Annotated in this window: 22 protein-coding genes; all 22 read right to left on the bottom strand. The window is 66.9% G+C overall.

Annotated elements, in window-relative coordinates; all coding sequences use genetic code 11:
- Window positions 1–63 precede the first annotated feature (63 nt).
- Entirely contained in the window at window positions 64–1,509 is a 1,446-nt protein-coding gene (locus AB7M35_RS14615) for an aldehyde dehydrogenase family protein (RefSeq protein ID WP_453961011.1), read from the bottom strand.
- 113 nt (window positions 1,510–1,622) lie between these two features.
- Window positions 1,623–2,018, bottom strand: coding sequence for a RidA family protein (locus tag AB7M35_RS14610; protein ID WP_453961009.1), 396 nt, complete (start codon window positions 2,016–2,018; stop codon window positions 1,623–1,625).
- Window positions 2,015–3,019, bottom strand: coding sequence for an ABC transporter ATP-binding protein (locus AB7M35_RS14605; RefSeq protein ID WP_453961007.1), 1,005 nt, complete (start codon window positions 3,017–3,019; stop codon window positions 2,015–2,017). Before AB7M35_RS14605 ends, AB7M35_RS14610 begins: the two co-directional genes overlap by 4 nt.
- The gene (locus tag AB7M35_RS14600; RefSeq protein ID WP_453961005.1) at window positions 3,016–3,999 is read right to left on the bottom strand and encodes an ABC transporter ATP-binding protein; all 984 of its coding nucleotides are present in this window, start codon (window positions 3,997–3,999) and stop codon (window positions 3,016–3,018) included. The genes AB7M35_RS14605 and AB7M35_RS14600 overlap by 4 nt, the downstream gene beginning before the upstream one ends.
- Window positions 3,992–5,548: a gamma-glutamyltransferase gene (locus tag AB7M35_RS14595; protein WP_453961003.1), complete on the bottom strand. Its 1,557-nt coding sequence runs from the start codon at window positions 5,546–5,548 to the stop codon at window positions 3,992–3,994. The genes AB7M35_RS14600 and AB7M35_RS14595 overlap by 8 nt, the downstream gene beginning before the upstream one ends.
- On the bottom strand, window positions 5,548–6,423 hold the full coding sequence (locus tag AB7M35_RS14590; protein ID WP_453961001.1) for a polysaccharide deacetylase family protein: 876 nt from the start codon (window positions 6,421–6,423) through the stop codon (window positions 5,548–5,550). The genes AB7M35_RS14595 and AB7M35_RS14590 overlap by 1 nt, the downstream gene beginning before the upstream one ends.
- A 13-nt stretch (window positions 6,424–6,436) precedes the next feature.
- A complete protein-coding gene (locus AB7M35_RS14585; RefSeq protein WP_453960999.1) occupies window positions 6,437–7,228 on the bottom strand; it encodes an SDR family NAD(P)-dependent oxidoreductase in 792 nt (263 codons plus the stop codon).
- Between the two features lie 10 nt (window positions 7,229–7,238).
- Window positions 7,239–8,108 carry an ABC transporter permease gene (locus tag AB7M35_RS14580; protein ID WP_453960998.1) on the bottom strand — a complete coding sequence of 290 codons (870 nt, stop codon included), beginning with the start codon at window positions 8,106–8,108 and terminating at the stop codon, window positions 7,239–7,241.
- Window positions 8,105–9,034 carry an ABC transporter permease gene (locus AB7M35_RS14575; protein WP_453960996.1) on the bottom strand — a complete coding sequence of 310 codons (930 nt, stop codon included), beginning with the start codon at window positions 9,032–9,034 and terminating at the stop codon, window positions 8,105–8,107. The genes AB7M35_RS14580 and AB7M35_RS14575 overlap by 4 nt, the downstream gene beginning before the upstream one ends.
- A gap of 25 nt (window positions 9,035–9,059) precedes the next feature.
- Entirely contained in the window at window positions 9,060–10,508 is a 1,449-nt protein-coding gene (locus AB7M35_RS14570) for an ABC transporter substrate-binding protein (protein ID WP_453960994.1), read from the bottom strand.
- Between the two features lie 151 nt (window positions 10,509–10,659).
- Window positions 10,660–12,090, bottom strand: coding sequence for an ABC transporter substrate-binding protein (locus AB7M35_RS14565; RefSeq protein WP_453960992.1), 1,431 nt, complete (start codon window positions 12,088–12,090; stop codon window positions 10,660–10,662).
- Between the two features lie 152 nt (window positions 12,091–12,242).
- Window positions 12,243–13,061 carry a GntR family transcriptional regulator gene (locus AB7M35_RS14560; protein WP_453960991.1) on the bottom strand — a complete coding sequence of 273 codons (819 nt, stop codon included), beginning with the start codon at window positions 13,059–13,061 and terminating at the stop codon, window positions 12,243–12,245.
- Between the two features lie 367 nt (window positions 13,062–13,428).
- Complete coding sequence (locus AB7M35_RS14555; RefSeq protein WP_453960989.1) at window positions 13,429–14,241, bottom strand: IclR family transcriptional regulator; 813 nt, start codon at window positions 14,239–14,241, stop codon at window positions 13,429–13,431.
- A gap of 73 nt (window positions 14,242–14,314) precedes the next feature.
- Window positions 14,315–15,280 carry an LLM class flavin-dependent oxidoreductase gene (locus tag AB7M35_RS14550; RefSeq protein WP_453960988.1) on the bottom strand — a complete coding sequence of 322 codons (966 nt, stop codon included), beginning with the start codon at window positions 15,278–15,280 and terminating at the stop codon, window positions 14,315–14,317.
- A 22-nt stretch (window positions 15,281–15,302) separates the two neighbouring features.
- Window positions 15,303–16,559, bottom strand: coding sequence for a threonine synthase (locus AB7M35_RS14545; protein ID WP_453960986.1), 1,257 nt, complete (start codon window positions 16,557–16,559; stop codon window positions 15,303–15,305).
- A 35-nt stretch (window positions 16,560–16,594) separates the two neighbouring features.
- Window positions 16,595–17,602 carry an LLM class flavin-dependent oxidoreductase gene (locus AB7M35_RS14540; protein WP_453960984.1) on the bottom strand — a complete coding sequence of 336 codons (1,008 nt, stop codon included), beginning with the start codon at window positions 17,600–17,602 and terminating at the stop codon, window positions 16,595–16,597.
- Window positions 17,599–19,389 (bottom strand): hydantoinase B/oxoprolinase family protein, encoded by a 1,791-nt coding sequence (locus AB7M35_RS14535; RefSeq protein ID WP_453960982.1) that lies wholly within the window; start codon window positions 19,387–19,389, stop codon window positions 17,599–17,601. The genes AB7M35_RS14540 and AB7M35_RS14535 overlap by 4 nt, the downstream gene beginning before the upstream one ends.
- Entirely contained in the window at window positions 19,386–21,470 is a 2,085-nt protein-coding gene (locus AB7M35_RS14530; protein ID WP_453960980.1) for a hydantoinase/oxoprolinase family protein, read from the bottom strand. The genes AB7M35_RS14535 and AB7M35_RS14530 overlap by 4 nt, the downstream gene beginning before the upstream one ends.
- Complete coding sequence (locus AB7M35_RS14525; protein ID WP_453962543.1) at window positions 21,467–22,189, bottom strand: ABC transporter ATP-binding protein; 723 nt, start codon at window positions 22,187–22,189, stop codon at window positions 21,467–21,469. Before AB7M35_RS14525 ends, AB7M35_RS14530 begins: the two co-directional genes overlap by 4 nt.
- On the bottom strand, window positions 22,182–22,964 hold the full coding sequence (locus AB7M35_RS14520) for an ABC transporter ATP-binding protein (RefSeq protein ID WP_453960978.1): 783 nt from the start codon (window positions 22,962–22,964) through the stop codon (window positions 22,182–22,184). The genes AB7M35_RS14525 and AB7M35_RS14520 overlap by 8 nt, the downstream gene beginning before the upstream one ends.
- Window positions 22,961–23,905, bottom strand: a complete 945-nt coding sequence (locus AB7M35_RS14515; RefSeq protein ID WP_453960976.1) for a branched-chain amino acid ABC transporter permease — start codon at window positions 23,903–23,905, stop codon at window positions 22,961–22,963. The genes AB7M35_RS14520 and AB7M35_RS14515 overlap by 4 nt, the downstream gene beginning before the upstream one ends.
- Entirely contained in the window at window positions 23,902–24,783 is an 882-nt protein-coding gene (locus AB7M35_RS14510; protein ID WP_453960974.1) for a branched-chain amino acid ABC transporter permease, read from the bottom strand. The genes AB7M35_RS14515 and AB7M35_RS14510 overlap by 4 nt, the downstream gene beginning before the upstream one ends.
- Window positions 24,784–24,902 lie beyond the last annotated feature (119 nt).

Genomic DNA, 24,902 nt, shown 5'->3' with positions numbered 1-24,902 from the left:
GTTGCGGTCTTTGTCTTGTCGCGATCTCGACCGGAGAACCGGTTCGCGCATTCTCCGCGATGGCTAGCCGTGCCGGTAGGCGATCGTCTTGGTGACGGAGAAGCCGTAGAGCGCCTCGAAGCCCTTCTCGCGGCCGTGGCCGCTGGCCTTCACGCCGCCGAACGGCAGCTCGATGCCGCCGCCGGCTCCGTAGTTGTTGATGAACACCTGGCCGGCGCGGATTTTCCGCGCGAGCCGCATGGCGCGGCCGCCGTCGCGGGTCCACACGCCGGCGACAAGGCCGTAGGCGGTGCCGTTGGCGATCTCCAGCGCGTGCGCCTCGTCGCGCGCGCGGATCACCGACAGGACGGGACCGAAGATCTCCTTCTGGGCGAGCTCGTGGTCGGCCGGCACGTCGGCCACCACCGTCGGCGCGACGTAGTAGCCGCCCGCCGGCAGGTCGTCGGGCAGCGCGGCCTCGGCGATGACCTTGAGGCCGTCGGCTCGGGCCCGCTCCAGGAAACCCTTCACCATGGCGTGCTGCTTCGCGTTGACCAATGGCCCCACGTCGGGATCGTCCGCTGCCGGACCGACCTTCAGCTTTGCGAACGCGTCGCCAAGCCGTCGCACGACCTCGTCGTAGATCGCGTCTTCCACGACGATGCGGCTGCCGGCCGAACAGGTCTGGCCGGCGTTCTGGATGCCGGCATTGACCAGGAACGGCAGCGCCGCGTCGAGATCGGCATCGGCGAAGACGAGCTGGGGCGACTTGCCGCCAAGCTCCAGCGTCACCGGGATGGTGTTCTGCGCGCCGGCCGCCTGGACCAGCTTGCCGACCGTGTTGGAGCCGGTGAAGGAGATGTGGTCGATGCCCGGATGGGCCGATAGCGCCGCGCCCGCCTCCGCGCCTGTCCCGGTGACGACGTTGATCGCCCCCGACGGGAAGCCGGCCTCGACCGCCAGTTCAGCCACCTTCAGGGCCGTCAGCGAAGCGTCCTCGGCCGGCTTGACGACACAGGCGTTGCCCATGGCGAGCGCGCCGGCGACCGAGCGGCCGATGATCTGCATGGGGTAGTTCCACGGCACGATGTGGCCGGTGACCCCGTGCGGCTCGCGCACCGTCATGACCGTGTAGCCGGTCTGATAGGGGATCGTCTCGCCGTGGATCTTGTCGGCCGCTTCGCCGTAGAATTCGAAATAGCGCGCGCAGGCGAGCGCGTCGGCTCGGGCCTGGCGCACCGGCTTGCCGACGTCGCGCACCTCCAGCACGGTGAGCTCCTCGGCATGATCGCGGATCAGCCCGGCGAGCCGGATCATCAGGCGGCCGCGCTCGGTCGCGGTCAGCGCACCCCAGGCGCCGTCGAGGGCATCGCGCGCCGTGGCGACGGCCGCATCGATGTCGGCGGCAGACCCGCGGGCAATCTCGCCGAAGGTCTCGCCGGTGCTGGGATCGATGACGGGAAGGGTCTCGCCCGGGCGTGCCGGCACGAAATCGCGGCCTATGACGTGGCCACGCGGCTTGTCCAACATGTTCCTCCCCAACGGATCGCTTGTCGCGGCCTCGCGTTCCGCAGCATCGAACAGCCATACCGGCGGGTGGTCAAGCGAGCGATTGCTCGCGCAAGACGTCCGATGCCGTCAGGTCATGTTGCCGGCCGCGCGGCCCATGCCTCGACTTCGCAAAGATATTCCGGGCGGATGAGCCGGGCGACATACGCGAACATGGTCGCCGGCGGATCGTCGTGGTGAAAGCCGCGCCAGATCTCGACGTAGCGGTCCATGTCGATCTGCTCGGCAAGCCAGATGTTGATCTTGAACACGGCCCGCACGTCGAGGCCCTCGCTTTGCAGGATGCGCTCGATGTTGCGGATCGCGTTCTCGAACTGCTCCTCCACCGATACCGGCAGATTACCGTCGAGATCGACGCCAACCTGTCCCGCTATAGCGAGGATGTCGTGGTTGGCGGGAATAACAGCGAGGTGCTTGTAGCGGCCGATCGGCGGCGCGAGCGTGTCCGGGTTCTTCTTTTCGATGGTCACGATGGAGGCACCTCTTTCGGCATGGCGGACGGATTGCGCACGTAGCAGGCGGCACGCGAGCCATGTTCGGTGGGCGCGAGCACCGGCCGTATCTCCGCGCAGCGATCCTCCGAAATCGGACAGCGGGTCACGAACGGACAGCCCTTCGGCGGATTCAGAGGACTCGGCAGGTCGCCCTGCAAGATGATCGACTGTCGCGCCCTCTGGGCCTTCGGATCCGGCAGCGGGATCGCGCTCAAGAGCGCCTCGGTGTACGGGTGCACCGGAGCCCTGAAGACCGTCTCCGCATTTCCATCCTCGGCGATCGTGCCCAGATACATGACGGCCACGCGGTCGGCGATGTGACGCACGACCGACAGGTCGTGGGAGATGAACAGGTAGGAGAAGCCGAACTCCTCCTGAAGACGCATGAGAAGATTGAGGATCTGCGAGCGGATCGACACGTCGAGGGCGGACACGGGCTCGTCGCAGATGATCAGCTTCGGTGAGGTGGCGAGCGCCCGGGCGATCACCACGCGCTGACGCTGGCCACCCGACAGCTCGTTGGGATAGCGCTTGGCCTGGGACGGGTTCAGCCCGACGATTTCCAGGAGTTCGGCCACCTTCGCACGCCGAACATTGCGCGGAGTCCCGGCAATGACCAGCGGCTCGCCGACCGACTGCTCGATCGTGCGCTTGGGATTGAGGGCGGAAACCGGATCCTGGAAGATCACCTGCATGTCGCGCCGCATACGCGCCTGCTCGGCCGGGGCCAGCGACAGCAGATCCTGCCCCTCGAACAGGATGCGACCGCCCGTCGCCTTCACCAGACCGAGGATGGCGTTTCCGGCCGTCGACTTGCCGCAACCGCTCTCGCCGACCAGGGCCACCGTCTCGCCCCTGCCGACCTCGATCTCGAACCCGTCGACAGCCTTTACCCGTCCCGTCTCGCTTCCGAGCCAACCGCCGCGGACGGGGAAATGGACGCGCAGGTCCTCGATCTTGAGAAGGGGGGCGCTCATGAAATGCGCTCCAGCCGGTCCATGTGCCAGCAGGCGGACATGTGCCCGTCGGAGACCGGCATCAGCGGTGGCCGCTCGGCGCAGTCCTCATCGGCCAGCGGGCAGCGGGTGCGGAACCGGCAGCCGGTCGGCCAACTGGCGAGATCGGGGACGGCTCCCTCGATGACCTTCAGCTCGTGCTTGGGCTCGGCGGTCATCCGCGGAATGGTCGACAGGAGAAGCCGCGTATAGGGGTGGCTCGGCCGTTCGAACAGATCGAACACCGAGGCGGTCTCCACCACGCGACCGCCGTACATGACGCAGACCCGGTCGGCGATGTCGGCGACGACGCCCATGTCGTGCGTGATGATCAGGATGGCGGTGCCGCGCTCCTCGCGAAGCTGCTTCATCAGCCGCAGGATCTGGGCCTGGATGGTGACGTCGAGGGCGGTCGTCGGCTCGTCGGCAATCAGCAGCCGCGGGTCGGAGATGAGCGCCGATGCGATCATCACCCGCTGACACATGCCGCCAGACAGTTCGGCCGGCAGTTGCCACGCCCGGCGTTCCGGCTGCGGAATGCCGACATGCTCGAGCATCTCGACCGCGCGGCGGGAGGCGTCTGCGCCGGCCGCCTCGCCGTGCACCACCAGGCTTTCGGCGACCTGGACCCCGACGGGAAGCAGGGGATTGAGCGAGGCGATCGGCTCCTGGAAGATCATCGACAGGCGCTTGCCCCGAATGCCCCGCATGTCGCGCTCCGACTTCGCAAGCAGGTTGTCGCCATCGAGCAGAACCTCGCCGGCGACGACGCTAGCGGCGGCGGGCAGCAGCCGCATCACCGACAACGCCGACAGGCTCTTGCCGGATCCGGATTCCCCGACGAGGGCCACCACCTCGCCCGGCATGACATCGAGCGACACGCCGTCGACGACGGGCAGGCCACCGATCTCGGTCACGAGATCGCGGATGGAGAGGATCGGTCGCTCGCCCGGTTCAGCCATCGTCCGGCTCCCCGACGGCAACGCCCGCCCACGGGTTGGTCTGATGCGCCATCCCGGCGTTCAGGCCGGCCGCCCAGTCGCGGCTGACCGCCGACGGGATGGCGAAATTGACCGGGTAGAGCGTGTCGGACACCAGTTCGACCGGGAACCGGGTCGCCACCTTGGCCCCCACGTCCGGCGGCGCGGCGCGGTTCACCTTGATGGTCGGCCCGCTGGCGTCGAGGCGCGGCGTCTGAAACGCTTCGTCGAGGCTCATGCCGAAGTCGAGAATGTGCGACAGGATCTGGCCGACGGCGGGAAAGATCATCCGGCCCCCCGCCGCGCCGATGGCGAGCGTCGGCCGCCCTTCGTGCATCATGATCACAGGGCACATGTTGGCCAGCGGCTTGGCGCCCGGGGACATGGAATTCGGCATGTTCCGACGCGGATCGAACCACATCATCCCGTTGTTCATCAGGATGCCGGTTTCCGGCAGCACCACCTTCGACCCGAAGCGCGACAGGATCGTGTTGGTCAGCGAGACCATGTTGCCGGCACGGTCGACGATGCTGACGTGGGTGGTGCAGTCGCCCCCCTCGCCCGCGTGCCCCTTGCGGTTCAGCCGCTCACGGTAGGACGCGCGAAACGCCGATGCGTAGGCGAGCGCGGCGTCGGCATCGGGCGCGGCACCGGGCGTCCAGGCCTCCTCGAGCAGGTCCAGCGCCCTGAGCAGGCTGGGTCCGCCGTTGAGGCCGGGCACCACGGCGAGCTCATGGCCGCGATAGCGACCGCGCTGCGCCGCGTGCCATGCCGGCCGGTAGGCGGCGAGATCCTCCAGACTGATGACGGAACCGCCTTCGGCAAGGTCGCGCACCAGGATGGCCGCGCTCTCGCCCTCGTAGAAATCGCGCGCGCCGTTTGCCTGGAGGCGGCGGAGCAGCGCGGCCTGACCGGGCATCGGCAGATACGTCTCGTCGGGTCCCTTCGCCACCGGCAGCTCGCCGTCCGGGCCGAAGAAGAGCGCCGCGGCGGCCGGAAAGCGCTTCAGGCCGGTGGCGTCGATCGCCAGGCAGAGCGAGGAGAACCAGTCGACCACCATGCCGCGCTCCGCGAACGCGATCGCCGGCGCGACGGCGTCGGCCCAGGAAAGCGTGCCATGGCGCGCAAGCGCCTCGGCAAGGCCTGCGATGGTGCCCGGGACGCAGATCGATCCGTAGCCGACGATGTTGCGATCGCCCTCCACCGCCGGCCAGTCGAACCAGTCGCCGTCGCGGCCGCCGGTAAGCGGATAGTCGTCCGGATCGAGCGCGCCGGGCGCCCGGACGTTGAAGTCGAGTGCCGAGACGTCGCCCGTCGTGCCATCGGCATGCAGCAGGAAGCCGCCGCCCCCCAGGCCGGAGAGCCACGGCTCCACGGTCGCCAGCACGAGCACGGTGACGACGGCCGCATCCATGGCATTTCCGCCGGCCGCCAGCACGGCCGCGCCGGCGCCGGCCGCCTCCATGTTCTGGGCCGCCACGAGGCCGTGCGGCGAAACGATCTCGCCGCGCTGAATCGTCCACGTCTGCATCAGCCGATCCACGCCTTGTGTCCCTCGACCCCATGCGGGATGGACGGGTCGACGATGAACGCGTCTTTCTGGGTGGCCTCGTGATGCCGCGCCACCTCCGACACGGTCGCCCACCAGACGTCGGACGTCCGGGACGTATGGGTCAGAAGCCGTTCGAGCATGGCAATCCGCTGGGCGCGCCCGGAGATCCAGTCGTGCACCGTCAGCATGAACAGGCTGCCGTAGCGATGCAGGACATCCCATTCGTCGATCCAGCCGTCGAGCAATGGCCCCGGCGCCGCGGGGGGCGCCATGTCCCCCCCTCCGCCGAGGAACTTGAAGTAGATGGCATCGTCCAGCGTCCACTGCACCGGAACCTCGGTGACGCCGCCGATGGTGTAGGGATGCTCGTAGCCCATCAGCGATGAATCGAAGAGGCCGAGCCGCTTCACCTCGCGCAGCATGTGGGGCGTCATCTCCCAGGCGGGCGAGCGGAAGCTCGTCGGTCGTACCCCGGTCTGCGCCAGGAACAGCTCGATCGATGCCTCGATGGCGTGGGTGAAGCCCGCGTCGGAGAGCTCCGTCGCCAGTTCGTGGAAATAGCCGTGCAGGCCGATCTCGTGACCGCCCTCGACCAGGAGCGGAAGGATCTCCGGGAAATCCTCCGCCACCTTTGCCGGGACGAAGAACGTGCCCTTGATGCCGAAGCGATCGAGCAGTTCCAGGATCCGGTAGATCCCGACGCGCGGTCCGAACCGGCGCTGTTCGAGGTGCGAGAGCAGCTGCGGCATGCCCTTGCGATGGATCCAGAAATGCGGCCCGTGCGCATCGAAATCGAGGGTGAAGCAGGCCGCGCTTCGATATCCCTCGGGCCAGGCGTAGCTGTCGTTTGCCATGGTGCGAGCCTCTTCAGAGCGGATGCTTCTTGTCCTGGTAGACGTCGAGCGAGCCGATCGAGTTGCCGCCGTCGACGGTGAGCGTCGCGCCGGTCACGTATTCGGCCGCCTTCGAGCAGAGATAGAGAACCGCCGGCCTGAGATCCTCCTCGGTCGATTCCCGACCGAGCGGGACCGACGCCGTCGCCCGGCTGACGTGCTCGTCGGCAAGCAGGCTGACGGTCGACCCGGAAGCGAACCCCGGCTCGAGCGCGTTGACGCGAATCCCGAACTCCGCCAGCTCCAGCGCCAGTCCCTTGGTCAGCCGGTCGAGCGCGGTCTTCGAGGTGCAGTAGGGCACCACGGTCCGGCGCATCTTGCGCGAGGCGCCGGACGAGACGTTGACGATCGCCCCCTTCACCCGCTTCTCGATCATCTGCTTCGCGAAGCCGATCGAGAGCACGAAAGGTGCACGCAGGTTGACGTCGAAGATCCGGTCCCAGTCGGACACGTCGATGTCGAGAAGGAAGCCGGAGGGATAGATCCCGGCGTTGTTGATGACCGCGTCGGCGGCGCCGAAGCGCGTCCCCACTTCGGCGATGAGCGCCTGCATGGAGGCGGTGTCGGTGAGGTCGGCCGCGAGCGCGAAGCTTCCGTCCGGCAGGTTCATGCCGGCCGCCACGCGGTCGAGGTCCGCCTGGTCCAGATCGGTCAGACACACCCGGGCCCCTTCTTCCGCGAACGCCTCGGCGATGCGGCGGCCATATAGTCCCGTGGCACCGGTGACGACGACGGCCTTGCCCTCGAACTCGCCTTCGAAATTCATGAAGCCCTACTCACCTCGACTTGGGATCCAGCCGGTCACGCACCGCATCGCCGATGAGGTTGACCGAGAGGATCAGGAGAAACAGACAGATTCCGGGGAAGGTCGCGATCCAGAAGGCCGTCGCGACGTAGTTGCGGCCGACGCTGAGCATGGCACCCCAGCTCGCCGTCGGCGGTTGCACGCCAAGGCCCAGGAACGAGAGCCCCGCCTCGAACAGGACCATCAGCCCGAACTCCAGCGTCGCCACCACGGTCAGCGGGCCGATGATGTTCGGAAGGATGTGCAGGAACAGGATCCGCCCGGGGCCAGCGCCCATGAAGCGGGCGATCCGGACGTAGGGCATGTTCGCCACCGACAGCGTCTGGCCGTAGGCGACGCGCGCGTAGCGAGGCCACCGGGTCAGCGCCAGCACGATGACCACGTTGATGAAGCCGGGCCCCAGGACCGCAACGGTGATGATCGCCAGCAGGATGGCCGGCACCGAAAGGAAGATGTCGACGATCCGCATGATGATCGTCTCGGTCCAGCCGCGGAAATGACCGGCGGCCATGCCGAGGACGGTGCCGACCACGCTCGACAGGCAGACCGACAGGATCGCCACCGACAGCGAGATCCGGGCGCCGAAGATGATCCGGCTCAGGAGGTCCCGTCCCAGTTCGTCGGACCCGAGCAGATAGTAGAATTGGCGCGCCTCGGTGCCCGGCGGCTTCAGCCGGCCGAGCAGGTTCTGGGCGTTTGGATTGTAGGGCGCGATGTACGGGGCAAACACCGCGATCACCACGAAGGCGGCGAATATCGCGACGAACGGCCAGATCCCGATACGGAACCGGCGGCGGCGCGGGACCACGACCGGCGTGGCGACGGGCTCCGCGGCGCTCATGGGCCCACCCCGTCGAGACGGATGCGCGGGTCGACGAGGCTGTAGAGGACGTCGGCGATGAAGTTGAGCGCGATCGTGACGAACGCGCCCAGCAGGACGATGCCCTGGACCACCAGGAAGTCGCGCGAGACGATCGACTGCACGGTCAGGAGACCGAGGCCCGGCCAGGCGAACACGGTCTCGACGATCACCGCACCCCCGAGGAGCTGCGAGATTTCCAGCGCCGAGATCGAGATGACCGGGATCGCCGCGTTGCGCAGGAGATGCCGCCAGAACAGCCGCGGCGTCGCCACCCCGCGCGCTCGGGCGGAGCGGACGTAGTCCTTGGAGAGCTCGTCGAGCATCGCCGTGCGGGTCACGCGGGCGAACGTCGCCATCGACAGGAGACCGAGCGCAAAGGACGGCAGGATCAGGTGTTCGATCCCGCCCGCTCCGGAGGGCGGCAGCCAGCCGAGCCACACGGCAAAGAACATCATGAACAGGATGCCGCTCCAGAAGGTCGGCATGCTCTGGGAGGCGAAGACGAAGGCGGTGAGGATCCGGGTGCTGGCGCGCTCCCGGCCAAGCGCCATGATGACCCCGAGCGGCACACCAAGGCCGAACGACACCAGCAGGGCCCCGCCGGCAAGCTGCAGGGTGTAGGGCAGACGGGCGGAGATAATGTCGAGCACCGGAACCCGCTGGATGTAGGAGCGGCCGAAGTCGAACTGCGAGACGTCTCGCAGGAAACCGAGATACTGGACGATAAGCGGCTTATCGAGGCCGAGCGTGTGCCGCATCGCCTCGATGTCGGCCTGGGTCGCGGTCTCGGGGACAAGCAGATAGGTCGGGTCGCCAGTGAGACGCTGGATGAAGAACACCAGCGTCATCACCCCGAAAATCGCGATGAAGGCCTGGCCGAGCCGGCGGAGGATGAAAAGCGCCATCGTATCGGTCGGGCCCTTGCCTCGCTCAGTCCTGCCAGGACATGCGGTTGAGGAAGAAGCTCTCGTTGGCCGTCGGCGTCCACTGCAGAGCATCCTGCGCGCCGTAGATGATCGCCGACTGATAGAGAGGGATGACGATGGCGTCTTCCTTCACCTTCTTGTGGACGGCCGCGTAGGCGGCGAGACGGGTGTCGGGATCGAGCGAGGATCGGCCCTCTTCCAGAAGCTTGTCCATGTCCGGATTCTGATAGCGCGACCAGTTGGAGCCCGACTGCAGCAGCGGATAGAGCGTGCCGTCGGCGTCCTGGCAGGCACAGGACCAGCGGCCGAAGCTGATGGTCGAACGATCCTCGGCATTCGGGTTGCGGACCTTCTGCAGATAGGTCGCCAGGTCCATCAGGTTCAGTTCGACGTCGAACCCGGCGTCGTTGAGCATCTGCTGGATCGCCTGCACGACGCGCTGGTCGAAGACCGGTGAGGTGTCGAAGACGATCTTCGCCGGCGGCCCCCCGGCTTCCGAGATCAGCGCCTTCGCCTTCTCCGGGTCGTAGGGGTAGGGCTCGATGCCGTCCACGTAGCCGAAGCTGACGGGAGCCAGCACTTCGCCGAGGACCTTCTGGCCGCCGGCGAGAATGCCCTCCACGATCCCCTGCTTGTCGATGGCGTAGGCGACCGCCTGGCGCATCCGCGGATCATCGAATGGCGGCTTCAACGTGTTGAGGCCGAGATAGGCGACGCGCTCGGTCTGGACGATGAGAGGCTTCACTCCCGAGGTGTTCTCGAGCTGCCGCGCCTGATCGGAATTGAGGCTGACGACGAGATCGGCGGCGCCCGCCTGGAGATCGGCAATCCGCGTGGACGCATCGGGAACGGCCCGGAACACGGCCGTCTCGAACTGTCCCTTGTCGCCCCAGTAGGCATCATTGCGCTTCAGCGTGACTGAGACCCCGCGCTGCTGAGACTGGAACGCATAGGGCCCGCTGCCGACCGGATGCTGGTTGAAGGCGTCGTTTCCGACCTCCTCCACCACATGCTTCGGCAGGATGGAGAGCTTGACCAGCTGCGCCAGCAGGACCGGGTAGGCACCATCGGTGGTGAGAACAACCTCGTGGTCGCCGGTCGCCTTCGCACCGACGATCTTGTTGAACTGACCGAGCTGCGGACTGCCGAAATCAGGGTCGGTCATGCGCTCGATGGTGAAGACCACATCCTCCGCGGTCAGCGGCGTGCCGTCGTGGAAGGTGATGTCGTCGCGAAGCTCGAACTTCATCTCGGTATCCGAGATCCGTTCCCAGGATGTCGCGACCTGCGGCACGATCTGCCCGGCGTTGTCGCGGGTGACCATGTTGTCGAAGATGTTGCGGTAGACGTAGTAGCTGTCCGGATTCCAGTTGCCCTGCGGATCGAGGGAGGAGGGCTCGTCGACGAGGTCGACGGTGATGCTGTCCTTCGCCTGGACGGGAGGGGGCGACATCAATGCCGCCGAGACTGCGATGACGACCAGGAATCCCGTGAGGCGTAAGCGGTGCGGACCCATGTGACTTCTCCCTGTCCGGATCGTTGCCCAGATGGATTGTATCGGGGCGCCGACCGGTCCGGCCGGCGCCCCCGTCTTGGTCCGGGAGCTATTCCGCCCAGCTCATGCGGTTCAGGAACATGCTCTCGTTGGCCGTCGGCTGCCACTTGAGGCCCTTCGCGCCGCCGTAGATGATCGCCGCCTGGTAGAGCGGGATGATCGGGACTTCGTCCTTCACGAACTTGTGGACGTTCGCGTAGGCGTCCAGACGGGCCTGCTCGTCGAGAACGGAGCGCCCCTCCTCCAGCATGGCGTCCAGCTCGGGGGAGTTGTAGCGCGCCCAGTTCGACGACGAATGCAGCAGCGGGAACATGATGCCGTCGGCATCCTGACACGCGCACGACCAGCGCGAGAAAGTCAGCATCGGCGCCTGGTCGTTCGACTGCTGCTGGTTCTTCAACCAGGTTCCCATGTCGGTCATCTCGATGTCGACGTTGAGGCCGACGTCCGTCAGCATCTGCTGGATGGCCTGGACCACCTTCTGGTCGAACACCGGGGAAGTGGCGAGCGACATCTTCGTCTTCGCCGGATCACCCACCTCGGCAATCAGCTCCTTGGCCTTCTCTGGGTCGTAGGGAAACGGATCGATCCCCGCGACCCAGCCGAAGCTCGCCGGCGCCACGAGTTCGCCAACCACCTTCTCCCCACCGGCCAGAATGCCCTCGATGATGCCCTCCTTGTCGATCGCGAGCGCGATCGCCAGGCGCATGCGGACGTCGTCGAGCGGCGGCTTGGTCGAGTTCAGCGCGAAGTATCCGACCCGCTCGGTCTGGACGATGAGCGGCTGGGCGTTCGGGAAGGCGTCCAGCTGTTTTGCCTGGTCGGAATCCAGGGTCACCACGAGATCCGCGGCACCGGACTGGAGATCGGCAAGCCGGGTGGCTGCGTCAGGAACCGCCCGGAAGGTCACCTTTTCGAAGGGTCCCTTGTCGCCCCAGTAGTCGTCGTTGCGGACGACGGTCACCTGGACGCCGCGCTGCCAGTCATCCAGCTTGTACGGTCCGCTGCCGACCGGATGCAGGTTGAATTCGTCGTTGCCGACCTTCTCCACCACGTGCTTCGGCACGATGGAAAGCTTCACCAGCTGCGGCAGCAGCACGGGGTAAGGACCGTCGGTGGTCAGCACGACCGTGTGGTCGTCCTTGGCTTCCGCCTTGATGATCTTGTTGAACTGGCCGAGCTGCGGGCTGCCGAAATCCGGATCGGTGATGCGCTCGATCGAGTAGACGACATCCTCCGCGGTGAGCGGCTCGCCATCGTGGAAGGTGATGTCGTCGCGCAGGTTGAACTGCACCTGCGTGTCCGACAGCTGCTCCCACGACTTCGCCACCTGAGGCACGATCTTCCCGTCGTTCTCGCGGGTGACCATGTTGTCGAAGACGTTGCGGTAGACGTAGTAGCTGTCGGGGTTCCACTGGCCGTGCGGATCGAGCGACGACGGTTCGTTGACGAGATCGATGGTCAGGCTGTCCTTGGCCATTGCCGGCGCGCTCGGCACTGCGATGGCGGCGGCGGCTACGGCGAGCGCGCCGAACACGGCACGCGGAAGGCCGGCGGCAACACGCCGGCTTTCGGTTCGCTGCGGGCTCTTGGCGGCGGCGTGTCCACCCCGCAAACAAAGACCCAGACGGGTTACGAGTCCTGTCTTCCAATCCATTCGTCTGTTCCCCTCTTCGTTGACAACTTCTGCGGCGAGGCTTCGGCGGAGCGCCGGTTGGCCTTCTGCGTCCGGCCTGGCCTCGCCGGCGCGACGATCTCGGCGTCCTGGGCACAGAAGGCGGACAGCACGTAGCGCTCGTAGGCATCCACCGCCGAAGCGAGTTCGTCCTGGATCGCCCCTTCATTGCGCGCCTGACACGCCGCGATCAGCCGCGCCCGGTCGGCCGGCTCGAACGGCTCCGCGCCCCCACGCTCGAAGAAATGGACAATGCGCGCGCAATGATCCCAGACCTCGCCCAGCCAACGCCGGCGAAGACTGCCCATTCCGCCCATCAGGGTTTCCATGAGTTCCCGGTCGTAACTCCGATGGCTCTTGCGGGAGCCCGTCTCGGACCGGCCCACAAGCACCGAGACGATCTGTCCGAGTTCGTCGATGCGCGCCACCTGCGGGTCGGTGAGCGTGCGCACCGCGAACGACCGCTCGAGCGCGCGGCGAGCGGCGACCACCTCGCCGATATAGGCGCCGGAGACCGGCCGGATGCGCCAGCCGTGTCGCGGCAGCGCCTCCACCATGCCCTCTCCTTCGAGGCGCAGCAGCGCCGCCCGGACACCTGCCCGGTTGAGCCCGTAGACCTCCATCAGGCGCACTTCCGAGACGGTCGAACCCGGCACCAGCTCGCAGTGGACCACCGCGTCGCGGATTCGCTCCTCGGCGAACGCACGCTTGGCGCCGGGTTTGGGCGGGGTCGATCCGGCGGAGAAGGGAGAGTTGTGATCCAGCATGATTGGCATCCTAATTTGGGCTGGTGACATCTCACAAGCCTCTTTTGTCATCTTACATTGTTGAAATGGCGAGCACGGTCGGTGCGCTTCTTAGCGGCGAGAGCAAATTCCGCCCAGCGTTATGCGACGCGCGGACGGGCGATATGGACGGGGAGATGAGCGTTGACGGCTCGACTGACGCCGGGGCATCGGCGATCGCCATCGGGCGGCTGCCCGCGACAGCGCCGCCGCACTTGAGGCGGGAGGGCGGGATCAGGCAGTTGCAGGCCAGATCGATCCTTGGAGGTCGGAGCGACATGGAGAAGCGTTTACCGCTCCGAACCGCAGGGTTGGCCCCGTTGAGCCGATCCCCAACTTCGAACGGTGCGGGGAAGCCTTACAGCGCCGGCGAATGCGGCCGCGGCACTGGCGCTCCGAGACGCGCGGAAATGCGCGCGGAAATCTCCGCCAGCTCCTCGCGCGCACGGTCGCGGGCGTTGTTGAACAGGGCCCGGCCCTGCGAGGCGAGGCTGATGCCGGCGATCACGTCGCCGCGCTGATTGCGGACCGGAACGCCGAAGGCGAAAATGCCCTCGATGTTCTCTTCCAGACAGGTCGCCCAGCCCGTCTCGCGCGCCTGGTGGACCTCGTCGGCCAGCCGTTCGGGATCGGTGATGGTGGCGTAGGTGAGACGCGGCAGCGGCAGCTCGCTGAGCATCGGCTTCAGATCGGTGTCCGAGAAATACGTGAGTGCGACTTTTCCGAGCGCGGTCGAGTGCAGATGGGCACGCTTGCCCGGCTGCGGATTCACCGGCACGGATCGGTCGGGAAGGGACAGGATGTAGACGATCTGATCGTCGTGAATGACGCCGAGATAGGCGGCCATTTCGTAATCGCGGCTAACCTGCTGGAGTTCCTCGAACGCGGAATCGGCGAGCGTGCGCTGGGACATGTAGGACTGCCCGGCCTCGAAGAGGCCGAAGCCGATGCGGTAGCGCATCGTGCGCGGATCCTGTTCGACGAAGCCATGGTTGCGCAGCGTGGCCAGCAGCCGGTGAACGACACTCGGCGGGACCGACAGCTGGCGGCCGAGTTCGCGCACGCCGATGTCGGTCTGCGAGGCGCTGAGGGCCTCGATGATGCTGAGCGCCTTTGCCAGTGACTGGTTCGCGTCGAGCGCGAAGTCGCGATCCTTAATGGGACCTGTCATCGGAGAACCCTCAATGCGGCGATCGGGATCTTTCACAGGGCATGTTACGCCGCATACCGCAGTGCACCAAGTCTCAATCGGCGGCAGCAAGGTGCGGAAGAAGGCGGTCGAGATCGTCGGCGGTCTTCAGCCCCGACAGCACCAGTTGATCGAGACCGGCGTCGCGATAGGCCTGCATGCGGGCGCGCACCTGATCGGGCCGGCCGCTGGCGGCGTGGCGGGCGACCGTCTCATCGCCCATGATGCGTTCGACGGCACTCCAGTCCTCGGCGGCGAAGGCCTCCCCCAGCGCCACCTGGTCGAGGGTCGAACCACCAAGCTGGATGTTGCGGGCGTGGTGGGCTCCGCGCAGGATGAAGGCGAGGGTCCGCTTCAGGCTCGCGTGTGCTGTCGCTTCGTCCGCCGACACCGCCGCGTAGAGCAGGCCGACCTTCCGGATCCGCCGGCCTGACCTGGCTTCCCCTTCCGCGACGGTCGCAAGGCAGGATTGGATGAAGGGGATCGACGCGCCCGCGCTGATCAGCACCGCATCCGCCGCCTCGCCGGCGAGCTCGAGCATCTTGGGACCGGACGCCGCGAGGGCGAGCGGCACAGGGCACGGTCCCGACGCGAGCCTTCGCCCATGCACCGAGAACGTTGAACCATCGTGGTGGACCACCTCGCCGGAAAACAGCGCGCGGGTGACCGCGATCGCCTCGCGCAGCGTCGACAGCGGCTTCGGGGCCTCCACGCCCGCCGCCTCCAGATCACGCGGCGCCCCGACGCCGAGGCAGAGCATGACCCGGCCGGGAAACATCTCGCCGAGCGTCGCGGCGGCCATGGCGGCATAGACCGGATGCACGGTGTAGGGGCTCATGGCCATCAGCGAGATACGGAGGCTGCTGCTGGCCGCGAGCAGGGCGGCGGCCCGGGCGATGGGCTCGCGCTGAAAGAGATGGCTGGCGAGCCAGACGGTCTCGACGCCGTTTGCCTCCATGACCGGGACCATGGCCGTCGTGTCCGCCCAGGATTCGCTGCCCTCCAGGCTGATGTCGATCATGCGTCCCTGCATCCCTTCAGCCTCACCGCTGTCCACCCACACCGCGCAAGGTGGCGATCAGCGCGTCGAGGGTCGTCTCGTCGTGAACGGCCACATCGGAGACGTCCATCGGGCCGTCCTTGACGCCGGTGGAGGTCAGGATCGCCACCACCGTCTCGCCAAGATCAGCACCGCGCGCCACCGCGGCGGCACCCGCCGCCAGACCGGAGGAGCCGGAGATTTCCTGATAGAACCCCTTTTCGGCAAGCCTAACCTGCATGGTGCGCATGTCCGCTTCCGATGCCACCAGGGCACCACCGCGGCTCTCCTTCAGCGCCACCACCCCACGATAGCCGCTCACGGTGCAGGCGATGCCGGACGCCGCCGAGGGCACCGCCGCGACCTCCACCGCAGCCGCGTTGGAGCCTATCGCGCGCGCCAGCGGGCCGCGCACCTCGGGCTCGGCGGAAAACAGGCGCGGCACGCGATCGGTAAGACCGAGCAGGCGCAGTTCGTGGAACCCCTTCCACACGCCGAACAGCAGCTCGGCGTAACCCGTCGGCACCAGCACGGAGTCCGGCAGCCGCCGGCCCAGTTGCAGGAACAGCTCGTAGGCGATCGTCTTGTAACCCTCCGGGCCGTAGGGATTGCCCGTGTGGAAGCGGGTGAGGTTGCTGGCCGGCATGAACCCCGTCTCGTCGACGAGCCGGCGCAGCACCGACCAGCGCCGGTCCTGGTCGGTGACCACGACGTGGGCGCCCAGAGCCTTGAGAAACCGGCGAAAGGAGGGCTGCGGTCCGTCCGAAATGACGACGACGCAGGGCATCCCGGCCCGGGCGGCATAGGCGGCCGCGGCGGCACCGTGGTTGCCCGAGGACGCCACGGCGATCCCCGGCGCGCCCGCAGAGACAGCCGCCGAAACGACGCAGAGATTGAGCCGGTCCTTGTGGCTCCAGGTGGGATTGCGGCTCTCGTCCTTCAAAAGGAGAGCGCCGGAGAACCCCAGCGAGCGACCGAGATCCTGCGCCTCGATCAGCGCCGTGCCGCCCTCTCCCATCGACAGGCCCGGCGCGAGCGGCGGCAGCAGCGGCGCCCAGCGTGACAACCCCGGCAGCGGCGCCTGGTCGAACAGCGCCGGGTCGACCCGCCCGTAGTCGTAGTCGACCTGGAGCGGGTACTGCATCTCCTCGCTGGAGCTTGCGGGACACCCCGACGTCAGCACCGGCGTGAGCGGGAACAAGCGGCTGGGATCGCCGAGCGAGCGCTGGCCGATGGCCAGGCTCGGTTGGGATGTCCCCATGACGGGCGAGGCGCCAGATGCGTTGGACATCATGATCAGCAGATGTGCGGCATGACGCCCTCGGAGAAGGCCTGCATCTGCTCCAGAAGCTCCTCGACGGTGTTCACGGCGAAATAGAGACCCAGGAGATGCGTCACGCCGGCGGCTTCGAGCGCCTTCGCCTTTTCCACCACCTCGTCCGCCGTCCCCACCAGATTGATCTCCTCGTGGCTGACGGCACCCTGATCCATCAGCGTCGACTTCGACAGCGACACCAGATGCTTGTGCATCTGGCTCTGGCGGAAGCGCTCGACCGCCTCCTCGTGGGTCTTGCCGATATGGCAGACGAACTGGGGGGCAACGGCGATCTTCGACGGGTCGCGGCCTTCCTCGGCCACGAATTCGCGAAGCTGCTTCACGGCCGCGGCGAGCTTGCCGACTTCCATGCCAGCCGGGATCCAGCCGTCGGCGTGTTCGGCCACCCGGCGAAGGTGGTTCTTGTTGTTGCCGCCGAAATAGATGGGCAGCTTCTCCTGCAGCGGCTTCGGATAGAGCTCGACATCGCGGTACTGGTAGTACTTGCCGGAGAAGGTCGAAACGCGTTCGCCGAAGAGGTTGTTGAGCGCCTGGACGCCCTCTTCCACCATGTCGCCGCGGTGCGCGCCGGAATCCGGCCAGAGCGCGTCGAACTCCTCCCGGTAGGCGCCGACGCCAACGCCGATTTCCACCCGGCCGCCGCTGAAGTGATCGAGGGTGGCGATCTGCTTGGCCGTCACCACGATGTCGCGGCGCATGGGCAGCACCAGGATCCCGGTGCCGAACCGCAGCGTCTTGGTGACCGAGGCCAGGTAGGCGTAGGTGATCAGCGGCTCCCAGAAACGCGGCGGAACCGGAAACTCTTCGCGCACGTAATGCTGGGTGGTCATGTGGTCGTTGCCCCAGACCGAGTGGTAACCCAGCGCTTCGGCGCTCTGGGCGATCTGCACCAGGCTCTCGGGCGACGAAAACGGGATCGGATAGGTGAGACCTTCCATTCCGGTAGGCAGGCCGGCGCTGACGATCATCGGGCATTCCCCTGTTCTGAAGAAATGGTCTTCCTTGTTCGATCCGGCTCGCTCGCCCTGAGGGCGACGGTCGCGTCGAGATCGAGGCTGAAGTCGTCGAGGACGACGACGCCGTAGTCGGCGCGCGCGGCCTCGCGGGACACCATCTGGGTGCGCACGTCCTCGAGCACCTTCGCGGGATCGCGCAGGAACGGATCGCCGATGCCGCCGCCGCCGGGCATTTCGATCAGCAGCCGCTCGCCCTTCGGGATGGTCTGCTGGCCCTTGCCCTTGAGGTGCGCGCCGGATTTCAGCCGCACGATGCCGGTGGCGCCTTCGCGCCCGCCATCGCGGCCCCGTGCCGGGAACAGGACGCGGTCGTAGTTGGCGCTGATCGCGAACGGCGCATCATCCAGCGTATCGACTTCCATCACCTGGCCGAGGCCGCCGCGGTAGAAGCCGGCACCACCGGAATCGGTGCGGTACTCCTTCCTGAGGACCAGGATCGGCGAAGCCGCCTCGGTGATTTCGATCGGTACGTTGCGCACGCCGGACGGGAAGGCCGTGGCCGACAGCCCGTCCTTGCCGGGCCGCGCACCCGTTCCACCGGAATGAAACGACATCACCGTGAAAGTCCGGGCCGAGGCCAGCTCGCTCGGCAGGGCATCCACCCGCCCCTGCCCGCCCATGGCGAACAGGTTCCACAGACAGGAGGTGCCCTCGGCCGGTACGGCAAGCGGGTCGCCGGTCCGGGTCCGTGCCTGGGAGAGGCACCCGAACACGACGTCCGGCAGGAGCTGACCGGTGATGTGCCGCGTCGCGACTGGGAGCGGGTGGCGGGCGCTGAGGATGGTGTCCGGCGGCGCCGTCACCTTGATGGCGGCCAGCGACGCCGCGTTGTTCGGCACGTTGGGCGCGACGATGCACTTCACGCCGAAGCTGGTGTAGGCGTCGGTGTAGCAGAACGGCACGTTGATGCCGAAGGACGAGGGGCCGGACGTTCCGGTGAAGTCGACGCGCACCACCTCATCCTCGATCGTCAGGCGCGCGACGAGGTCGAGCGGCCGGTCGTAGCCATCGACCCGCATGGTGTTGGTGAAGGTGCCGGGCGCGAGATTGCCGATCGCCTCGATCATCGCGACCCGGGTGCGCTCGAGGATGTGGGCTCCAAGGCCTTCGAGATCGGGGATCTCGAACTCATCCATCATGCCGATCAGCCGCCGACCGCCGATGTCGTTGCAGGCGGCGAGCGAGTAGATGTCGCCGATCACCTGGACCGGTTCGCGAACGTTCTCGCGGATGATCTCGACCATCGTCTCGTTGACGACGCCGGCGTCCGCGAATCGCATGAGCGGGATATATATTCCCTCCTCGTAGACTTGGCGGCCATCGGGTCCCATGCCGCGCCCGCCCACGTCGACGACGTGGCAGGTGCAGGCGAACAGCGCCACGACCTTGCCGGCCCGGAACGTCGGCGTGACAACGGTGAAGTCGTGCAGGTGACCCGTCCCCTTCCACGGGTCGTTGGTGATGAAGGCGTCGCCGTCGCGCATCGTCTCGATGGGGAAGCGATCGAGGAAATGGACCACCGCCCGGGCCATGGAATTGACGTGGCCCGGCGTTCCGGTGACGGCCTGGGCCAGCATTTCGCCACGCACGTTGAAGACGCCGGCAGACACGTCGCCGGCTTCGCGCGTGGATGTGCTGAAGCCGGTGCGGATCAGCGTCTGCGCCTGCTCCTCGACCACCGAGATCAGCCGGTCCCACATGATCTGGCGGTGGATTTTGGACAGTGCGTTGTTGCTCATGCCGCCGTTCTCCGTTCGATGACGATGTGCCCGATGGCATTGATCGAAGCGTTGAAGCGTGCACCCACCACCGTGGTGGTCTCGTTCTCGGCAATGATGCAGGGCCCTTCGACCGCGCTGCCCGGCGGGAGGCTGTCGCGCAGGTAGACCGGCATCTCGACCGACCGGGCCGTTGCGGGATCGACCACCATCGCCGTCCGTTCCGGCGGCGCCCCCGGGAGAGGCGCGACGTCTGGACAGGCCTCCGGCGCGGCCGTGTCCGTCGCCAACCGCAGCGACCAGGCGATCGATTCCACCGGAAGGTTGGGGATCGATCGGCCGAACTGCTCCTCGTAGCGAGCGACGAAGGCCGCTGCGAGCCAGGTCTCGTCACCGTCGGAGAAAGCCTCCGCGGGAACCGGCACCGCGATTTCGTGTCCCTGGCCGGCGTAACGCATGTCGGCGGTCCAGGTGGAGACGAGAGGCGCATCGGGCGCCCCGGCGCGCACGACGGCCTCGGCGCGCGCATACATGTCGGCACGCAGCGCATTCATCGCCGCGGCATCGAACCGGTCGTCGATGGGCATGAAGCGGCTCTGGGCGATCTCGTAGGCGACCGGCGCGATGAGGAAGCCGACCGCGGATCCGACGCCCGCCCCTTTCGGCACCACGATCCGGTCGATCGACAGCTTCTCGGCAAGCCGCACGGCATGCAGTGGGGCCGCGCCGCCGAAGGCAACCATCGTGCGCTCCGACAGCGCGCTGCCGAGTTCGATCGCATGGACGCGCGCGGCGTTCGCCATGTTCTCCTCCACGACCTCGGAGATGCCGAGCGCCGCGTCGACCACCGGCAGGCCGAGCGGCGTGCCCACCGAACCCTCGACCGCGTCCTCGGCCCGATCCTTGTGGAGCTGGAACGACCCGCCGGCGAAACGCTCGGGGTCAATGCGGCCGAGCACCACGTCGGCGTCGGTCACCGTCCCCTTGGTGCCGCCCCGCCCGTAGCAGGCGGGCCCGGGCTGAGAACCCATGCTCTCCGGTCCGATCTGGATGCGTGACAGTTCGTCCACCGCCGCGACGGAGCCGCCGCCGGCGCCGATCTCCACCATGTCGATCACCGGGATGCGGATGGGCAGACCGCTCCCCTTCAGGAAGCGATATTCGCGCGCCACCTCGAAGTTGCGCGAGTAGTGCGGAGCACCGTCGTCGATCAGGCAGATCTTCGCGGTCGTGCCTCCCATGTCGAACGAGACGATCCGATCGTAGCCGCACTGGCGCGCCACGTTGGCGGCGAGGATGGCGCCACCCGCCGGCCCCGATTCAACCAGCCTGATCGGGAACTTGCGGGCGGTCTCGACCTCGGTCAGGCCGCCGGCCGAGGTGATCATGAAGAACGGACAGGCGATGCCGCGCACCCGGATCTCGTCCACCAGCCGCTTCAGGTAGCTTGCCATCACCGGCTGGATGTAAGCGTTGGCGCTCGCCGTCGACCACCGCTCGTACTCGCGGATCTCCGGACACACCTCGCTCGACAGGGTGACCGAGACATCCGGCAGCAGGCGTTGAAGCACCTCCCGCGCCTGCTCTTCGTGGGCGGCGTTCGCGTACGAGTGCAGGAAGCACACCGCGACCGCGCCCACCTCGTTCGCCCGCAGCGTCTCCACGCACGAAGACAGCGCCGCCACATCGAGTGGCGTGAGGACGTTGCCGCGCGCATCGACACGCTCCGGCACCGGCAGGCGGAGTTCGCGGGGCACCAGCGGAGCCGGCCGCTCCATCATGATGTCGTACTGCTCGAACCGGTTCTCGTAGGCCATCGCGATGGAATCCCGGAAGCCATCGGTCACCAGCATCGCCGTGCGCGCGCCCTTGCGTTCGATGATCGCATTGGTGGCGAGCGTGGTTCCGTGAATGACGATCGCAAGGTCTTCGGGACCCAGGCCCGCGCGCTGGAGAATCAGGTCGATGCCCTGAAGCACGCCGAGTTCCGGAGCCTCCGGCGTGGTGAGGACCTTGGCCGTTACGCTGCGTTCCCGGTCTTGCAGGGCGAGATCGGTGAACGTTCCCCCGATATCGACCGCCAGGCGTGCCGTCCCACTCATCCCATGTCCTCAGTTAGATTGCCGCCCAGGTACGCGTGGCGGATGCGCGGGTCGCGGGCGACTGCGTCGGCCGGCCCTTCCATGAACTTGCGGCCCATCTCCAGGACGATCGCGGTGTCGGAGATGAGCAGGGCGCCGTGGACGTTCTGCTCGACCACCAGCACGGTCACCCCGGTGTCGGCGATCCGCCGCACTTCCTCGAAGACTTCGTTCTGGGTCTTCGGGGACAGACCCAACGACGGCTCGTCCAACAGCAGCAGCGAGGGCTCCGACAGCAGCACCATCGCCGTCTCGAGCACCTGCTGCTCGCCGCCGGAGAGATTGCCGGCGTGTTCGCCCAGCTTCGCCTTGAGGACCGGGAAGGTATCCAGCACCTTCCGGATCCGCTCCGCATGCAGGGCTCCGGGCAGCGTGTAACAGCCGAGCTTCAGGTTCTCGGCGACGCTCATGTGCGGAAAATTGCAGCGCCCCTGGGGCACGAAGCCGATGCCGCGCTGGAAACGCAGCCAGGGATCCAGCTTCTCGATGTTCTCGCCCTTGAAGACCAGCGTGCCGCCGAAATGCTGGCACGAGCCGTAGACGGCGCGCATCAGCGTCGACTTGCCCGCGCCGTTGCCGCCGATCAGCGTGGTGATGGAGCCTTCGGCAAGCGCGAAGGAGAAATCGTGGACGATCGCGTTGCCGCGATAGCCCGCCGACAGCCCGGTGGCCTCAAGCACGGATGCCAAGATAGGCCTCCAATACGCGCTCGTCGGTCTGAACGGTGGCCGGGTCGCCTTCCATCATCTTCGCTCCCTGGACGAGGACGATCACCCTCCCGCAGAGCCGCATGACGAATTCGACGTTGTGTTCGATGATGATGAAGCTCTCTCCGGCCGCATGCAGGCGCAGGATCACCTCCTCGACCTCGCGGATACGGGTGGGATTGACGCCGGCCACCGGCTCATCGAGCACCACGACGCGCGGGCGCGGCATCAACGCCGCGGCCAGCGCAACGAGCTTCTTCTGGCCATAGGACAGGATGGAGGCCGGCGCGTCGCGGTACCGCTCAAGGCCGATCATCGCGACCAGTTCGTCCGACCGCGCCTCGGCGGCCTCGACGGCCTCGCGCATCGAGCCTGACCGGAAGAAATCCCCGATCCATCCGACGCGCTGGAACGGCCGCGCCGCCTGCAGCAGATTCTCGCGGATCGACATGTCCTCATAAAGCCGGACCGCCTGGAAGGTCCGGATGAGCCCCGCCCGTGCGATCGCCTCGGGCGTGCGGCCGGTGATGTCGTGCCCGTCGAGGTGCACCCGCCCGGCGCTCGGCCGCTGGAAGCCGGACATGCAGTCGACGGTGGTGCTCTTGCCCGAGCCGTTCGGACCGATGATGCCGGTGATCGTGTTGGCGGCGATCGTGAAGGACACGTCGTCGACCGCCCTGAGGCCGTCGAAGTTCTTCGACAGTCCCTCGACCGACACGAGAGGCGGAGCGTTGGACGGCGCGGTCACTGGCGCAACTCCGCCCGCAGGCGCTCGTAGCGCCGCTGCCTGATCCAGCCTGCCGCGCCGGCCGGCGCGAGCGAGACCACCGCCAGCAGAAGGATGCCGTAGATCACCATCCTGAGATCGGCCGAGAACCGAAGCAGCTCGGGCAGCAGCGACATCAGCGCGCCCGCGACGAGGACGCCCCAGAAGCTGCCGCGGCCGCCGACGATCACCATCATCAGGAAGGCTTGCATGTAGTAGAAGTCGAAGATCAGGGGATCGATGATGCGCAGGTGGAAGACGAAGATCCCGCCGGCCATCCCCGTGAACATGGCCGAGATAAAGAAGCCGAGGAGCTTGTACGGCGCGGGACTGATGCCCTGGGCGCGGGCAAGCGCCTCGTTCTGGTTGATCGCGCGCATGGTCGCCGCGATCCGCGACGTGAAGAACGTGTAGAGGCAGACCAGGGTGAGCACGACGAAGCCGAGCGCCAGGTAGTAGAAACCGGTGGCGTCGTCGATGGGTACGCCGAAGAAGACCGGCGCCGGCAGCCCCGGGATGCCCATCGGACCGCGCGTCAGCGACATCCAGTCCCGCGAGACCAGCCCGACAAGCAGCGAAAATGTCAGCGTGACCACGACGAAGGAGTGGCGGTTGAGACGCAGGGCGGGATAGCCGATGGCGAGCGAGACGAGCCCGGTGAACAGCCCCGCAAGCGGCACCGCGAGCCAGAAGCTGATGCCGTGGTCCATGACCGCGATCGCCGCGAAGTATCCGCCGATGCCCCAGAAGGCGACATGCGCCAAGGACAGCAGGCCGAGCAGGCCGTAGACGACGTTCAGCGAAAGAGCCGCCACCACGTAGATGAACACGCTCACGCCGACGCCGATCACGTAGTCGGACACGCCGACCAGCGGCAGGACGGCGAGCACGGCAAGCACCGGCGGGACGAGCACCTTCTTCATCCGACGCGCACTCCGCCCCGGGCAAACAGCCCATTCGGCTTCACGATCAGCACGACGATCATCACGATGAAGCCCGCCGCCTCCTGCCAGATCGACGGGAAGAATCCGCCGATCCAGTTTTCCAGGATGCCGAGGCCGATGGCGGCAACGATGGCGCCGCCGATGCTGCCCATGCCGCCGATGATGATGATCGCGAGTGCCTTGAAGACGAGGAACTGTCCCATGTGCGGCTGAACGAGCTGGACCGGGGCGATGGCGGCTCCGGCGAGCCCACACAGGGCGGTCGCGAGCGCAACGGCGTTGCGCGCCACACGGGCCGGCTTCAGCCCGACCATCAGCGCCGCCTCGCGGTTCTGCGCCACCGCCCGCATCGCGCGACCGAGCTGGGTGTGGTTGAGAACGGCATAGAGAAAGATGAACGCCAGAACCGCGAGACCCGCCGCGGCGAGGCGCGTCCAGGCGATACGGATGTCGCCGACATCGGCGCCGGCGTAGCCGAATTGCGTCTCGACCATCATCGGCGTGGCCGAAAAGACGTACTGGATCCCGTAGAGGATGACGATGGAGAGGCCCATCGTGATGAGGATGCTGCGCTCGAACTCGCCACGCTCCAGACGGGACAGGAAGATCTCATAGGCGACGAGCCCGACCGCGGTGCAGGCGATCGTCGCGACGATCACGCCGGGGATGTACGCAAGACCGAAGGCGGGAAGCGCGAATGCCATGGCATAGGCGCCCACCAGCAGGAACTCGCCGTGGGCGAAATTTACGATCTCCAGGACACCAAACATCAGCGCCAGACCCGCCGCGATGAGCGCGTAGATCAAGCCAAGCACCAGTCCGTTTACCGTAAGTTGCAGGAGATAGACCCAATCCATCAGATCACTTGCACCCAGCCGCCCCTTTATTTCCGCATAGCGCGAAAATTCACTGCAAGAAACGATATTTATCAAAACTCATTATTTCATACCGCTCATTATTTACATAGTTGACACCC

The sequence above is a fragment of the Amorphus suaedae genome, from assembly GCF_053629675.1.
Note: the sequence above shows the minus strand (reverse complement) of the source record. Positions and strands in the feature narration are given on the sequence as shown.